This is a genomic window from Haloferax sp. AS1 (assembly GCF_014530665.1).
Lineage (GTDB): Archaea > Halobacteriota > Halobacteria > Halobacteriales > Haloferacaceae > Haloferax > Haloferax volcanii.
On record NZ_SPSA01000001.1, the window covers coordinates 2,353,994 to 2,369,393 of the forward strand.

Sequence of the window (15,400 nt, forward strand, 5' to 3'; positions counted from 1 at the left end):
GGGTGTGTGCCCGGCTACCTCGGCTCAGAGCAGTTTCGAGAGGAACTGCTTGCCGCGGTCGGTCTTCGGGTTCTCGAAGAACACCTCGGGCGGCGAGTCCTCGACGACTTCGCCGTCGGCCATGAGGACGATGCGGTCGCCCACCTCGCGGGCGAAGCCCATCTCGTGGGTGACGACGAGCATCGTCATGCCCTCGTCGGCGAGGTCGTGCATCACGTCGAGCACCTCCCCGACGAGTTCGGGGTCGAGCGCGCTCGTGACCTCGTCGAACAGCATCACGTGGGGGTCCATGGCGAGCGCGCGGGCGATGGCGACGCGCTGTTGCTGGCCGCCGGACAGTTGGTTCGGGTAGGAGTTCGACTGCGCGCCGAGGCCGACGCGGTCGAGCAGTTCGTCGGCGCGGCGCTCGGCGTCTCCTTTCTTGAGCCCTTTCACCTTCGTGGGTGCGAGCGTCACGTTCTCCCGCGCCGTCTTGTGGGGAAAGAGGTTGAAGCTCTGGAACACCATGCCGATGCGCTGGCGCAGGCGGTTGATGTCAGCGTCGGCCGCGGAGATGGACTGGCCTTCGAGGCGAATCTCGCCGCCCTGAATCTCTTCGAGGCGGTTCGCACAGCGAAGCAGCGTCGACTTTCCGGACCCCGAGGGGCCGATGACGACGCACACTTCGCCCTCTTCGACGTTCAGGTCGACGTCTTTCAGGACGTGCGTGTCGCCGAAGTACTTGTTCACCTCGTCGAATTCGAGCAGACTCATCGGCGGTCACCTCCCCAATCCGAGCGCTCCTCCAAGTAGGTCACGAGTCGCATCAGCGGCAGCGTTATCGAGAGGTACGCGATGGCGACGAGGACGAGCGGCGTCCACGGGTCGAACGTCGCGCTGTTGACGCTCCGGAACGCCTGCATCAGTTCGGGGATGGCGATGATGGTGAGCAGTGAGGTGTCCTTCACGAGGATGACCTGGTCGTTACCGATGGCCGCGAGGGCGTTGCGCCACGCCTGCGGGACGACCACCTCGCGCATCCCCTGGATGTAGCCCATGCCGAGCGACCGGGCCGCCTCCATCTGCCCGTCGGGGACGGCCCCGATACCGCCGCGGACCGCCTCGCCGACGTAGGCGGCGTGGTTCAGCGTCAGCGCGATGATGGCCGTCGGGAACCCCCAGTTCTGTACCGGGAACGTCCCCGGCCACAGCGTCGGGATGCCGAAGTAGATGACGAATATCTGGAACAGAAGCGGCGTCCCGCGGAAGAACTGGACGTACGCCGTCGCGATGCCGTTCGTTATCGCCGTCTTCGAGACGCGCGCGAGGCCGACGAACACGCCGGCGGTCACCGAGAGGATACCGCCGATGACGACGATTTGGAGCACCAAGAGGTACGCATCAACGAACTGCGGAAGGATGGTCCGCATCAGCGCGAAGTCGACCTGCGTGGCGACGATGTAAGCGACGAGCGCCAAGACGGCGAGCGCGAACAGACTCGACAGCCCCACGCCGAGCCACTTCAGGCTCGTGTCGTCGATGAACCCGCCGCTCCCGTGGTCACCGTCCTCGGCGGTCGCCCCTGAGTATGTGTCTGCCATGAGTTCGAGTGTCTCTGTCAGTCGATAAAAAAGGGGGCCGCGTTCAGCCCTCGAAGTACTCGGCGTATATCTCGTCGTACGTCCCGTTCTCCTTGATAGCGGCGAGCGCCTCGTTCACCCGCTGGCGGAACTCGTCGTCGTCCTGACGGAACGCGATGCCGTAGTTCTCGACGGTGAGCGTGAGGTAATCGGGGGCGTTCTCGCCGGACTCGGCGGCCGCGCCCTCGCCCTGAAGGAAGCGGACCTCCCCTTCGCCTTGGTTGTTGACGAACTCCGCGTTGACGGTGTTGTCGTTGATGACGGCGACGACCTGCCCGTTGACGAGGGCCTGGAACGCGCCGGTGACCTGGTCGTACTGGTTGAGTTCCAGTTCGCCGTCGAACTCCTCCTGTAACTCCAGGGCGGCGTCGGCGCCGGTGGTGCCCTTCTGGACGCCGACGGTCGTCCCGCGGAGGTCCTCTCTGGACTGGATGTCGCTGTCCTGCCGGACGATGACCGTCTGGTACGCGGTGAAGTAGGGGTCCGAGAAGTCGACCTCCTGCGCGCGTTGGTCGTTGATGGTCATCGCGGACATGATGATGCGGAAGTTGTTGTTGTTCAGCGAGGGGATGATGGAGTCGAAGCTCGTCGGCTTGAACTCGTAGTCGATGCCGAGTTGACCATCGAAGACGGCCTCTGCGATGTCGACGTCGAACCCGGTGAGGTCGCCTTCGGTCGTCTCGTACTCGAACGGACGGTACGGAATGTCCGAACCGATAGTAATCGTCTCGGGCAGCTCGCTCGCCTCGCCGGATTCGGTAGTTTCGGTCGAGTCGGTCGAGTCGGTGGTTTCGGCCTCGGTCGTCGAGGTCGTCTCGGTCGATTCGCTCTCGCCTTCGCCGCCGCCGAGACAGCCGGCCAGCGTGAACGCGGCCGCGGCTCCGGCGGAGCCCTTCAGAAAGGTGCGACGTTCCATAACAGCCCTCAGGTAGCACAGCACCATATAACACTTCTTCGGTCCGCTCCTCAATTCGTGTCGATATTGACGAAAAATATCCGGAAATTGTGTGGATGGGTGAGATATATGTCTAACTGAAACATCTTCACCACACTATCGTCTTCTCGGATTAATCTACAACTATCACGTGAGATGTTGTCTCTGCTGGGGTAGACGGCGGAATCGTTGCCGACGGAACCAACCGAGCTGCCCAAAGAGTGACTGCGAGGAGCAGTGAGCCGCGCCGATGCCCGTCGTCAGTCGGCGTCGTTCAGCTCGCCAGCCTGCGGCACGGGGAGGCCGCCGCGGACGAGGACCGCCGCGCCGACGACGAGGACGAGCGCGAGGACGGTTCCGCCGAGGTGGGCGAGTTCGAGCACCGGGCCGTACACCTGCCGGCCGGCGATGAGGAGCGCGACGACCACGACGCTCGCGGGCGCGGTGACGAACCTGAGCCGGCCGTAGGCGTCCGCCCGCGGGCCGTGGGCGGCGTTCGCCCAGAGCGTGACGGCGAGGAGCGCGGCGTAGGTGGCGAGGCCGACGACGTAGTAGACGGCCTGCGTCGTCGGGCCGAAGGAGACGAACGCGTGGGGCGCGAGGACGAGCATGACGGGCGCGCCGACGAGCGCGAGCCTGACCGCGTCGGCGATGCGGGGGACGCCGCGGTCGACGAGTCCCCACGCGGCGGCGGCGACGACGGCGGTGAAGATGGAGGTCGCGACCACGTAGTGGGCGGTGAGGATGACCCACTCGTACTCGGTGACGGTGAGCGCCCCGAGGACGATTTGGAACGGGAGGATGACCGTGGCGACGACGAGCGCGTAGCGGACCCCTTTTGCGACGCCTTCGCGCCACGCCTGCACGGTCGTCCCGAGGATGAGAAAGCCGGTGAGCATGGCGACGAGGCGGTGGAACCATTCGAGGAAGCTGCCCCAGTTGGCCGGGAACAGGCCGAGGAAGCCGTCGCAGAACGGCCAGCGCCCGGCGCAGGTGAGACCCGCGCCCGCGGCGGCGGTGTACACGCCGAGGACCATCAGGACGCCGGTCATCGCGGCGGCCCCCGCGAGGAGGCGGCGAAGCCGAGGTGTCATACGCGTGGGTCGGGACCGAGCGAACTTATATTTCGTCGGTATGGTCCTCGAAGATGTCATCCCGGAACGCAGTCCCGCGGCCGGCACCGGTCGGCTCCGAACGGCTCTGAGGGGGTTCGTCCCACTTGTCCGAGCCGTCCCATTCAAGTCGGTTCGGTTGGACGCGCGAACATGGACGAGCGACTCGACTCCCGAGCGGACCGACTCGACGCGTATCTCGCAGACCGTGACCTCGAAGCGGTCTGGTTCGCCCGACCGAACTCCTTCGCGTGGCTCCTCGGCGGCGACAACGTCGTCGACCGCGACTCGCCGTTGGGCGTCGCCGCCGCCGGCTACGATGGCGAAGAGTTCCACGTCGTGACGGACAACATCGAAGCGACCCGCCTGCTCCACGAGGAACTGCCCCACGAGGACGTCCGCGTCCACCGCTTCCAGTGGTACGAGGGCTCGCTGGCGTCCGGCGTCGAGTCGGTCTCACCGACCCCCGCCGCCGCCGACTTCGACGTGCCCGGCTTCGAGGACGTCGACGCCGCGGCCGTCCGCCAGCCGCTTTCGGACGCCGACATCGAGGCCTACCGCGAACTCGGCCGCGACGCGGCGAGCGCGGTCGAGCGGGTCTGCCGCGAACTCGCGCCGGGCGACACCGAACACGAGGTCGCCTCCGGTCTGAAGGTCACGCTCAGCGCGATGGGCATCGAAGCGCCGGTCGTGCTCGTCGGGGGCGGACGACGCGCCCAGAACTACCGCCACTACACGCCCAAACAGGAGGAACTCGGTGACTACGCGCTCGTCTCGGTGACGGCCCAGCGCGGCGGCCTCTACGCGAGTTGCACGCGGACCGTCGCGTTCGACGCGCCCGAGTGGCTCGAAACCCGCCACGAGGGGGCGATGCAGGTCGAGACGGAGGCGCTGGCGGCGACCCGAAAGGCCGCCGTGGAGGGCGGCACCGCGGGCGACGTGTTCGACGCCATCCGCGACGCCTACGACTCGGTTGGCGAGTCCGAGGAGTGGCTGAACCACCATCAAGGCGGCGCGGCCGGGTTCGCCGGCCGCGAGTGGTTCGCCACGCCCGACGCCGACGACGAGGTCCACGCGCCGATGGGCTACGCCTACAACCCGACCATTCAGGGCGCAAAGAGCGAGGGAACCGCGCTCGTCACTGACGAGGGCGTCGAGCCGCTGACCATGACCGGCCGCTGGCCGACACGGACCGTGACCGACGCCGACGAGACGGTCGAACTCGAACGGCCGGAAATTCTTCACATCGAACCGGAGTAATTTTTCGAGCGGAGCGGCGTCGATTCGTCGCCGCGACCTCGCCGCCGTCCGCCGGAGATTCGACTATTGTCGAAGTCAAAATTCGACGTTGTTGAATAGCTTTTTGCCCCCTGCGTGAGGACGTGTGGGTCATGGGACTGGACGACGACTCACGGGAATATCACAGACAGGACCCGCCCGGAAAAATCGAGATAGCGACGACGAAGCCGACGAACACACAGCGCGACCTGAGTCTGGCGTACTCGCCGGGCGTGGCCGCGCCGTGTCTCGACATCGCGGAGGACGAAGACGCCGCCTACGAGTACACCGCGAAGGGCAACCTCGTCGGCGTCGTCTCCAACGGCTCCGCCGTCCTCGGGCTGGGGGACATCGGGGCGCAGGCGTCGAAACCGGTGATGGAGGGTAAGGGCGTGCTGTTCAAGCGCTTCGCCGACATCGACGTGTTCGACGTCGAACTCGACATCGCCGACGTGGACGACTTCGTGGCGGCGACGAAGGCGATGGAGCCGACGTTCGGCGGCATCAACTTAGAGGACATCAAGGCCCCGGAGTGTTTCGAAATCGAACGACAGCTCCGGGAACAGATGGATATCCCCGTGTTCCACGACGACCAACACGGCACGGCCATCATCTCCGGGGCGGCGCTTTTGAACGCCGCCGACATCGTGGACAAGGACCTCGACGAACTCGACATCGTCTTTTCGGGGGCGGGCGCGTCCGCGCTCGCGACGGCGCGGTTCTACGTCTCCCTCGGCGCGAAAAAGGAGAACATCACGATGTGCGACTCCTCGGGCATCATCACCGAGTCGCGCGTCGAGGACGGCGACGTGAACAAGTACAAAGCCGAGTTCGCCAAGCCGGTCGACGAGGGCTCGCTGTCGGACGCGATGGAGGGTGCGGACGTGCTCGCGGGGCTCTCGGTCGGCGGCATCGTCAGTCAGGAGATGGTGCGGTCGATGGCCGACAACCCGGTCATCTTCGCCATGGCGAACCCGGACCCCGAAATCACCTACGAGGACGCGAAGGAGGCCCGCGACGACACGGTTATCATGGCCACCGGGCGCTCCGACTACCCGAATCAGGTGAACAACGTTCTCGGGTTCCCCTTCATCTTCCGCGGCGCGCTCGACGTGCGCGCGACCGAGATTAACGAGGCGATGAAGCGCGCCGCCGCCGAGGCGCTCGCCGAACTCGCCCGCCAGGACGTGCCCGACGCGGTCGTCAAGGCCTACGGCGACCACCCGCTCCAGTTCGGTGCCGACTACGTCATCCCCAAGCCGCTGGACCCCCGCGTGCTGTTCGAAGTCGCCCCCGCGGTCGCGCAGGCGGCGATGACCTCCGGCGCGGCCCGCGAGCGCCTCGACATGAACGCGTACCGCGAGCGCCTCGAAGCCCGCCTCGGGAAGTCCCGCGAGATGATGCGCGTCGTCCTCAACAAGGCGAAGTCGAACCCAAAGCGGGTCGCCCTCGCGGAGGGCGAAGACGAGAAGATGATTCGCGCCGCCTACCAGATGCAGGAGGAGGGCATCGCCGAACCCATCCTCGTCGGAGAGACGACGACGATTCTGCGCAAGGCCGAAGAGCTGGGTCTCGACTTCGACCCGACTATCGCCAACCCCCGCGACGGCGAGTGGGACCACTACGTCGACCGTCTCTACGAGCTTCGACAGCGGAAGGGCGTCACGAACTCCGAGGCCGAGGAGCTCGTCCGCCGCGACTCGAACTACTTCGCCAGCGTGATGGTCGAAGTCGGTGACGCGGACGCGATGCTGACGGGTCTCACGCACCACTACCCGTCGGCGCTGCGCCCGCCGCTCCAGATTATCGGCACGGCCGACGACGCCGACTACGCCGCCGGCGTCTACATGATGACGTTCAAGAACCGCGTCGTCTTCTGCGCCGACACGACGGTCAACCTCGACCCCGACGAGGAGGTTCTCGCGGAGATTACGAAGCACACCGCGGACCTCGCCCGTCAGTTCAACGTCGAACCCCGCGCGGCGCTCCTCTCGTACTCCAACTTCGGCAGCGTCACGAACGAGGGGACGCGCAAGCCCCGCGACGCCGCGGCGCTCCTGCAGGACGACCCCGAGGTCGACTTCCCGGTCGACGGCGAGATGCAGGCCGACACCGCCCTCGTCGAGGACATCCTCGAAGGAACCTACGACTTCGCTGAGCTCGACGGCCCCGCGAACGTCCTCGTGTTCCCGAACCTCGAAGCGGGCAACATCGGCTACAAACTGCTCCAGCGCCTCGGCGGCGCGGAGGCCATCGGCCCGATGCTCGTCGGCATGGACAAACCCGTCCACGTCCTCCAGCGCGGCGACGAGGTCAAAGACATCGTGAACTTGGCGGCGACGGCGGTCGTGGACGCGCAGGAAGAGGAGTAAGTTCCCGAGCGGAGCGAGGGCCTTTTTGGTCCAGCTTTTTGCGGAGAGGGTGAGCGGAGCGAACCCGAACCGAAAAAAGGTGGTCGTGCGACCTGGCGATGACGGCAGTCGTGGACGCGCAGGAAGAAGAGTAGCTGACGACTCCGGTTCTGCTTTTTTCAGCGAAATGCTCACCCGAACTCGGCCCACGCGACGGCGACGCCCAGCCCGACCGCCGGCGGGGCCGCGTAGAGCGCGAACGTCGTCGAATCCGGCGGCGAGAAGCACGCGGCGAAGGCGACGAGACAGAGGAGCGACAGCCCTCTCGTCCGCCCGGCGAGTCGCCGCGAGAGCGCGCCGGCGCGGCGTAATCCGAGCAGAAGCGGGGCGACGGCCGCGCCGCCGCCGACCGCGACCGGGAAGAACAGTTCGAGTTCGAGCGTCGACTGTCGGGAATCGGCGGCTACGCGGCCCCACTCGACCAGTACGTCGACGAGGCCCGGCGCGAGCTGCCGCGCGGCGACGGTTCCGACGAGGAAGCCCGCGGCGGCGAGCGCGAGCCACCCCGAGGCGGCGCGGAGGTCGACCGCCGGGTCGCGGTCGACGAGGGCGACGAGCGAGACGCCGGCGGCGAGAGCGCCGGCGAGCGCGCCCAGTTCGAGCCGGACGAGGAAGGTCGGGCCGCCGACGCCGACGACAGTTGTCGAAACACCGGCGGTCGGTGAGAGGAGCCCCGGGTCGCGGACGGCGACGACGACGACGACGGTCGTCAAGAGGGCGGTGATGACCAGTCGGCGCGCGTGGCGGCGCGCGGTCGCACCGAGCGGCGAGAGCCCGCGTCTCCGAGGGTCGAACGCGCCGACGGTCTCCGCGGGGTCCATACGTCCGGCGTCGTCGCTCCGTGTTGTCAACTTTTTGATGGAGGAGTGACCGGCCGGAGAGGGGACGGTAGCCCGACGGTAGCGGCCCGGAACGGCGCCGCCCCGGTGGGACTGCTCGCGCTCGGCGGCCCACTCGATGGACGGGGCGAACGTGGGGTCGTCGACGACGGCCTGCGTTCAGTCGCTCGCGCGCCCTTCGAACCGCGAGGGCGGGAGGTAGCTCACGTCGGTGCCGGAGTCGGCTTCGAACTCCGGGGGGTCGGGGAGCACGCAGCGGTCTGCCCGCCGGTTGACGTGTTCGTACTCGTTCGGCGCGTTCGCCAGCGGGTGCGCGGGGTTCTCTCGGCTGTCGATTCGCGCGGCGCGAAGCTCTCCGAAGCCGGCGATACGGGCCTGAATCCCCCGCCAGTGGTGTTCGCTGCCGGCGGGGACGACGATTCGCTTCGGTGACTTCCAGTCGGGGTGGTCGCCGGCGAGGACGGCGTTGTTGACGTTCGCGGCGAGGTCGTCGTGGTCGACGAGGACGCCGACCCGAGCGCCGGGGGGCGCGCGATGGGCGAGCACGTCCAGTCCGAGGTGAAGTGCGCGATACTCCGAGACGTTGTTGTCCGGCGGCACGTCAGGGAGTGCGATACGGGCGACTCGCTCGCCGTCGCGGGTCTCTATCACCGCACCGAGTCCACCGCCGTTCGGGCGATACGACCCGTCCGTCGCGACGTAGAAGTGCCGTTGATGCGTGCGCGGCGGGTGTGCGATGTGAGGCGTCGGCGACTCGTCGAACAAGTCCCGAAGTGTGGGACGGCCGGTCACGGCCATACGAACGTTTCGGAGATGGGGCGTAATAAACGTACCCCGTATCTGAGGTGCGATGCGCCCGTGTCAGAAGTCGATGCCTCAGTGGGATAACTATCTGTAATATATTCTCAGAACGCTATACGAAGCCGGGGCACAGGCAATGGATATAAGAACGGTCAACTCAATGTGCCTTCGATGGCTGACAACACTTCGCATACTAGTCGACGTTCATACATTAAGTTGGCAGGCAGCGCGGCGGCGGCAGCGGCGCTCGCGGGCTGTACCGGTAACGGCGGGGAGGAGTCGGAGACCGCGGAGACGACGACCGGCGGAGACGAGACGGAGACCGCCGAGACGACGACGACCGAGGACAGCGGTTCGTTCGACGTGACTATCACGCAGGGTCAGATGCCCTCCGGCCTCGACCCCCAGGACCACCGCGAGACGTCGACGGATATCGTCGTCCTCCACGCGTACGAGGGCGTGTTGACCCGCGACGCGGCGGGGTCGATTCAGACCGCGCTCGCGACGAACTACGAGCGCATCGACGGGGAGAACGCGGTCCGCTTCGACCTCCGCGAGGGCGTCACGTTCCACAACGGCGACGAACTCACCCCCGAGGACGTCGCGTACAGCATCAACCGCGTCGTCGACGAGGAGGTCGGCTTCGCCAGCCCGCAGAGCGACCAACTCGCCGGCGTCTCCGGCGCGGAGGTCATCGAGGGCGAGAACGCCGTCAGGGTCAACAACGCGTCTCTCAACCCCATCGTGTTCTCCGAGTTCGCGACCTACCTCGACGTGATGCAGCGGTCGTGGGTCGAGGAGAACGACAAGGCGTACATCAGTCAGCACATGAACGGTACGGGGCCGTTCCAACTCGACTCGTACACCGAAGACGAGGAGGTCGTCCTCACGGCGTACGAGGACTACTGGCGGGAGCCCGCGGCGGTCGACACGCTCACCTTCCGCGCCGCGTCCGAGGCCAGCACGCGCGTCAACCAACTCTTGCAGGGCGAGACGGACCTCATCGTCAACGTCCCGCCGCAGGAGGTCCAGCGCGTCACTAACTCCGACAACGCCCGCGTCGCCGCGTCCCCGTCGACCCGCATCATCTACAACGGGATGCGCTACGACGTCGAACCGTTCGACTCGATGGAGTTCCGGCAGGCGATGAACTACGCAATCGACCTCGAAAGTATCGTCCAGAACGTGCTTGAGGGCTTCGGCACGCAGACGGGCCAGCCAACCCTCCCCGAGTTCGTCGGGCACAACCCCGACCTCGACCCCTACCCGTACGACCCGGACCAAGCCGAGCAGTTGGTCGAAGACTCCGGCTACGCCGGCGCGGAAATCGAGCTTCACACGCCGGTCGGTCGCTACCTGAAGGACCTCGAAGTCGCGCAGGCGGTCGCGGGCTACATCGACGAACTCCCGAACGTCACGGCGACGGTCCGCCAGCGCGACTTCGGGTCGCTCGTCGACGAACTGCTCGCGGGCAGTATCGAGGCCCGCCCGCCGTGGTTCCTCATCGGCTGGGGCGAGGCGACGTTCGACGGCGGCCTCGTCATGGAGGCGCTTCTCTCCTCCGACGGGACGCTCACGACGTGGCAAAACGAGGAGTTCGACGCGCTGCTCGAACAGGCCGGCAACCAGTCCGGCGAGGAGCGCGAAGCGACGCTCCAAGAGGCGAACGCGATGGCCCACGAGCAGTGCCCGTGGATATTCCTGAACCAGCAGTACAGCGTCTACGGCGTCAACGACGCCATCGCGTGGGAGGCCCGCTCCGACGAGCGCATCGACGCGTACGCGATGAGCCAGCAGTAGTCGATGTCGCTGTCGAGGTTCCTCATCAAACGCTCGCTCCAGGGGCTGTTCGTCATCTGGGGGGTCATCACGGTCGTCTTCGGCCTCCGGTTCATCTCGCCGGGGGACCCGGCGAACGTGCTGTTGCCGCCCGACGTCGACCCGGAGGTCAGAGCGCAGGTCATCGCCGAACTCGGGCTGAACGAGCCCCTGTACGTGCAGTACTGGGAGTTCATCTCGGGCATCCCGTTCGGTGACCTCGGCCTGTCGCTCGTCACCCGGACGCCGGTCTCGGCCCGCATCGTGGCGAGACTCCCGGCGACGCTGGAACTCGCCATCGCGGCGACAGTCGTCGCCGTCGTCATCGCGATTCCGCTCGGCGTCCTCTCTGCCACGCGGCGTCACGAGCCGGCGGACTACGGCGCGACCGTGTTCTCGCTGGTCGGCATCAGCACGCCGAACTTCTGGCTGGGCGTGATGCTCATCCTCGTGCTCGCGGTGCAGTTGGACGCGTTCCCGACCAGTCAGCGCCCCATCGGCCTCGACGGCATCGCGGTGCTTCTCGCCGGCGGCGACGTGGGCGCGGCGATACGCGGCTTCGGGACGTGGCTGTGGCATATCACGCTTCCCGCAATCACGCTCGGGACGTACTTCACCGCGCTCATCACGCGGCTCACCCGCAGCGGAATGCTCGACCAACTCGGACAGACCTACGTCCGCGCGACGCGGGCGAAGGGGCTCCCGGAGACGCTGGTCCGCTACAAGCACGCGCTTCGGAACACGCTCATCCCGGTCATCACCGTCATCGGACTCCAACTCGGCACCCTCATCGGTGGGGCCGTCATCACGGAGGCCGTCTTCGCGTGGCCGGGACTCGGGTCGCTCATCATCAACAGCATCAACGCCCGCGACTGGCCGGTCTTACAGGGCTCGCTCATCGTCGTCGCGGTCGGGTTCGTCCTCGTGAACATCCTCGTTGACGCCCTGTACGCCTACGTCAACCCGCAGGTGGCCTACGATTAACGCTCTATGATATCGGAACGCACACGCAGAAACCTTCGCCGGGAACTCAGACGGAGTCTCCTCGCGAAACTCGGCATCGTCGTCGTCGTCCTCATGGTGGCGATGGCCATCTTTGCCCCGTTTATCTCGCCGTATAGCCCGTCTCAACAGGACCTCGACAACGCCCGGCAACCGCCGCTCGGCTTCAGCACGACGGAGACCAGAGAGGTGACGCAGATGGAAAACGGGAGCGTCGTCATCGAAGACGGGCAGGTCGTCACCGAGACGCAGACCGTCTACACGAACGCGACGCTCGCCCACCCGCTCGGCACCGACGGCAACGGGCGAGACATCCTCTCGCGCATCATCTACGGCGCGAGAACGTCCATCCTCGTCGGCTTGTTCGGCACGTCGCTCGCGGCGCTCATCGGCGTCCTCGTCGGGCTGTCGGCGGGGTTCTATCGCGGGCGCGTTGACGACGTGCTGATGCGGAGCGCGGACATCATGCTCGCGTTCCCCTCGCTCGTCCTCGCAATCGCCCTCGTCGGCGTCTGGGGGCAGGCGCAAGCGCCAATCCCCGACCCGTTCGTCGCCACCGGAATCGCCCCGGCGTTCCGCTCGGCGGTCGGGTTACCGACGGGCATGCCGGAGACGGTCGTCCTCCCGGGGACGGTCATCGTCGTCGTCGCGCTCGTCAACTGGGTGTGGTTCGCCCGCGTCGCCCGCGGCGAGGCGCTCTCCATCCGCGAGGAGGAGTATGTGAAGGCCGCGAAGGCGCTCGGCGCGAGCGACGGGCGGACGGTGCTCAGACACGTCCTCCCGAACGCCATCACGCCAATCCTCGTGTTGGCGACGATTCAGGTGGCCGCCATCATCCTGCTCGAATCGGCGCTGTCGTTCCTCGGCTTCTCCGGGGCCGACGTGTCGTGGGGCTTCGACATCGCCCTCGGCCGGCAGTACCAGTCCACCGCGTGGTGGATTTCGACGATGCCCGGCCTCGCCATCGTCGTGACGGTCATCGGGCTGAACCTCGTCGGCGACTGGCTCAGAGACGCGCTCGACCCCGGCATCGAAGGGGAGGGGGGCGTCTGAGATGGCCGACACGATTCTCAGCGTCCGCGACCTCTCCACCCGGTTTTTCACCGAGGAGGGGCAGGTCAACGCGGTCGAACACGTCTCGTTCGACGTCGAAGACGGCGAGATATTCGGCATCGTCGGCGAGTCCGGCTCCGGCAAGTCCGTGACCGCGCTGTCGGTCATCGACCTCATCGAGTCGCCCGGCCGCGTGACGCAAGGCGAGATATGGTACCGCAACGCCGACCTCGCCGAGGAGTTCCGCGAGTCGAAACCGGACGCCGTCGACGGCGACCTCGTGGACATCCGACGGCTCCCGGAGGGCGTCCGCCGGTCGCTCCGCGGCCCGTCGTTCAGCATGGTGTTTCAGGACCCGATGAGCAGCTTCAACCCCTCGATAACCGTCGGCGAGCAGATAGCCGAGGCGGTCGAGGTCCAGCGCCGCGCCCGGTCGAACCCGCGCAGCACGCGCTCGCGGACGCAGGGCTACGGCCTCGGCTCGCTCCTCGTGGACTCGCTTCTCCCCTCGAAGAGCTACGTCGACGACGAGAGCATGGACCGCGCGGTCGAACTGCTCGACCAAGTCGGCATCCCCGACCCCGAGGACCGCGCCGAGGAGTACCCCCACCAGTTCTCCGGCGGGATGCTCCAGCGCGCGATGATTGCGCAGGCGCTCGCCGGCGAACCGGACGTACTCATCGCCGACGAGCCGACCACCGCGCTCGACGTGACAATTCAGGCGCAGATTCTCAACCTCCTGCGCGACTTGCAGGAACAGGAGGGGATGAGCATCCTGATGATAACCCACGACTTGGGCGTCATCGCCCGGATGTGCGATCGCGTCGGCGTCATGTACGCCGGCGAGGTCGTCGAGCGCGGCCCGCTCGCCGACATCTTCGACGACCCCGTCCACCCGTACACGCAGGGACTGTTGGGGTCGATTCCGGACGTGGACGACCCCTCGGGCCGCCTCGAACCCATCTCGGGCAACGTGCCGAGCCTGCTCGACTCGGAGATGCCCGACGCGTGTTACTTCGCCGACCGGTGTCCCAAAGCCATGACCGACTGCCTGACCCGCATCCCAGAGTACGAACTGGACGGCCGACACAGCGTCCGGTGCGTCCTCGCCGAACAGGAGTACGACCCCGCCGACGCCGTCGATTCGGTCGACGGGGGCGAGGCGGCCGGGGAGGTGAGCGCCGATGACTGAGCCGCTCCTCGCGGTTCGGGACCTCCAGAAGTACTACTTCGAACAGGACTCGTTCGTCGACAGCCTCCTCGGGCGCGACCCGACGAGCGTCAAGGCCGTCGACGGCATCTCCTTCGAGGTCGAACGCGGCGAGACGCTCGGCCTCGTCGGCGAATCCGGCTGTGGGAAGTCCACGACCGGAGAGACGCTGCTCCGACTCCGCGAGGCGACCGGCGGCGCGGTCACGTTCGACGGAAAGAACGTCTTCGAGATGGACGACGACGAACTCAAGGCGTTCCGCCGGGACGCCCAAATCGTCTTCCAGGACCCGTTTTCGAGTCTCGATCCGCGGATGACCGTCGGCGACATCGTCGCCGAACCGCTGAAGATTCACGGGATTCCCGAGTCCGCCGACGGCGAGTCCAAACGCGAGTGGCGGCGCGACAGGGTCACGGACCTGTTAGAGCGGGTCGGCCTCTCCGCGAACCACTTCGACCGCTACCCCCACGAGTTCTCCGGCGGCCAGCGCCAGCGCGTCGGCATCGCTCGCGCGCTCGCGCTCGAACCGGAGTTCATCGTCCTCGACGAACCGGTGTCGGCGCTCGACGTGTCCGTGCAGGCGCAGGTGTTGAACCTGCTCGACGATTTGCAGGAGGAGTTCGGGCTGACGTATCTGTTTATCGCCCACGACCTCTCGGTCGTCCGCCACATCTGCGACCGCGTCGCCGTGATGTACCTCGGCAACATCGTCGAACTCGGTCCGACCGACGACCTGTTCGAGTCTCCGAAACACCCCTACACGAAGGCGCTGTTGGAGAGCGTTCCCCGACCCTCCACGGCCGAACACGGCCGACGGGTCGAGGCGCTGCCGGGTGACGTGCCGTCGCCGCGAAACCCGCCGTCCGGCTGTCGCTTCCGGACTCGGTGTCCGGAGGTCATCCCCCCTGACGACCTCGCCATCGAACAGGGGAGTTACCGCGCCGTGATGGACCTTCGGGACGCTCTCGCGGTCGGTGACGTGAACCAAGACCATATCTGGGACGCTGCCGACCCCGACCGGGAGGACCCGGAGGCGTTCATCGAGGAGGCGCGCGCGCGACACGTCGACGACGAGCTCCACGACGAGGTCGCGAGCGTCGTCGACACGGCGCTCGGCCACCTCGCGGAGGGCGAGGTCGACCGCGCCAGCGAGACGCTTCGGGACCGCTTCGAGAGCCCCTGTGAGACGCGACGCCCCGGCGTCGGTGACGTGCCGCATCCCGCGGCCTGCCACCTCTACGAGGGTTCGGACGAGGTGATAGTCGTCGAGACGAACGCCGGCACGGCCGCCGAGGCCGACGACTGACTCGGGTCCAGCGGGCG

13 protein-coding genes are annotated in these 15,400 nt (G+C 67.0%); 7 read left to right on the plus strand and 6 right to left on the minus strand.

Annotated features, from left to right (window positions below):
* Positions 1–24: 24 nt before the first annotated feature.
* From E4P24_RS12330 to E4P24_RS12345, 4 genes are all read right to left on the minus strand, one after another.
* Positions 25–753: an amino acid ABC transporter ATP-binding protein gene (locus E4P24_RS12330; RefSeq protein ID WP_004042321.1), complete on the minus strand. Its 729-nt coding sequence runs from the start codon at positions 751–753 to the stop codon at positions 25–27.
* Positions 750–1,580: an amino acid ABC transporter permease gene (locus E4P24_RS12335; RefSeq protein ID WP_004042323.1), complete on the minus strand. Its 831-nt coding sequence runs from the start codon at positions 1,578–1,580 to the stop codon at positions 750–752. The genes E4P24_RS12330 and E4P24_RS12335 overlap by 4 nt, the downstream gene beginning before the upstream one ends.
* 43 nt (positions 1,581–1,623) lie before the next feature.
* Positions 1,624–2,535: a basic amino acid ABC transporter substrate-binding protein gene (locus E4P24_RS12340; protein WP_115802943.1), complete on the minus strand. Its 912-nt coding sequence runs from the start codon at positions 2,533–2,535 to the stop codon at positions 1,624–1,626.
* Between the two features lie 278 nt (positions 2,536–2,813).
* Positions 2,814–3,605 carry a COX15/CtaA family protein gene (locus E4P24_RS12345; RefSeq protein ID WP_188148678.1) on the minus strand — a complete coding sequence of 264 codons (792 nt, stop codon included), beginning with the start codon at positions 3,603–3,605 and terminating at the stop codon, positions 2,814–2,816.
* Between the two features lie 213 nt (positions 3,606–3,818).
* On the opposite strand from E4P24_RS12345, the gene E4P24_RS12350 reads away from it, so the two are divergent.
* Both E4P24_RS12350 and E4P24_RS12355 read left to right on the plus strand, forming a co-directional pair.
* A complete protein-coding gene (locus E4P24_RS12350; protein ID WP_188148532.1) occupies positions 3,819–4,925 on the plus strand; it encodes a Xaa-Pro peptidase family protein in 1,107 nt (368 codons plus the stop codon).
* Positions 4,926–5,056: 131 nt separating this feature from the next.
* Positions 5,057–7,315 (plus strand): NADP-dependent malic enzyme, encoded by a 2,259-nt coding sequence (locus tag E4P24_RS12355; RefSeq protein WP_115802940.1) that lies wholly within the window; start codon positions 5,057–5,059, stop codon positions 7,313–7,315.
* Between the two features lie 170 nt (positions 7,316–7,485).
* On the opposite strand, the gene E4P24_RS12360 is transcribed toward E4P24_RS12355, so the two are convergent.
* Positions 7,486–8,175: a hypothetical protein gene (locus E4P24_RS12360; protein ID WP_188148533.1), complete on the minus strand. Its 690-nt coding sequence runs from the start codon at positions 8,173–8,175 to the stop codon at positions 7,486–7,488.
* Positions 8,176–8,352: 177 nt separating this feature from the next.
* On the minus strand, positions 8,353–8,991 hold the full coding sequence (locus E4P24_RS12365) for a hypothetical protein (RefSeq protein WP_004062538.1): 639 nt from the start codon (positions 8,989–8,991) through the stop codon (positions 8,353–8,355).
* 219 nt (positions 8,992–9,210) lie between these two features.
* Between E4P24_RS12365 and E4P24_RS12370 the strand changes: the two genes are divergently transcribed.
* The 5 genes from E4P24_RS12370 to E4P24_RS12390 are packed head-to-tail and all read left to right on the plus strand — an operon-like array spanning position 9,211 to position 15,383.
* Complete coding sequence (locus E4P24_RS12370; protein WP_233506039.1) at positions 9,211–10,794, plus strand: ABC transporter substrate-binding protein; 1,584 nt, start codon at positions 9,211–9,213, stop codon at positions 10,792–10,794.
* Positions 10,795–10,797: 3 nt separating this feature from the next.
* Positions 10,798–11,796, plus strand: a complete 999-nt coding sequence (locus E4P24_RS12375; protein ID WP_188148534.1) for an ABC transporter permease — start codon at positions 10,798–10,800, stop codon at positions 11,794–11,796.
* A 6-nt stretch (positions 11,797–11,802) separates the two neighbouring features.
* Positions 11,803–12,867: an ABC transporter permease gene (locus E4P24_RS12380; protein WP_004062535.1), complete on the plus strand. Its 1,065-nt coding sequence runs from the start codon at positions 11,803–11,805 to the stop codon at positions 12,865–12,867.
* A 1-nt stretch (position 12,868) separates the two neighbouring features.
* Complete coding sequence (locus tag E4P24_RS12385; RefSeq protein WP_004062534.1) at positions 12,869–14,059, plus strand: ABC transporter ATP-binding protein; 1,191 nt, start codon at positions 12,869–12,871, stop codon at positions 14,057–14,059.
* Positions 14,052–15,383, plus strand: a complete 1,332-nt coding sequence (locus tag E4P24_RS12390) for an ABC transporter ATP-binding protein (RefSeq protein ID WP_188148535.1) — start codon at positions 14,052–14,054, stop codon at positions 15,381–15,383. The genes E4P24_RS12385 and E4P24_RS12390 overlap by 8 nt, the downstream gene beginning before the upstream one ends.
* Positions 15,384–15,400: the final 17 nt, after the last annotated feature.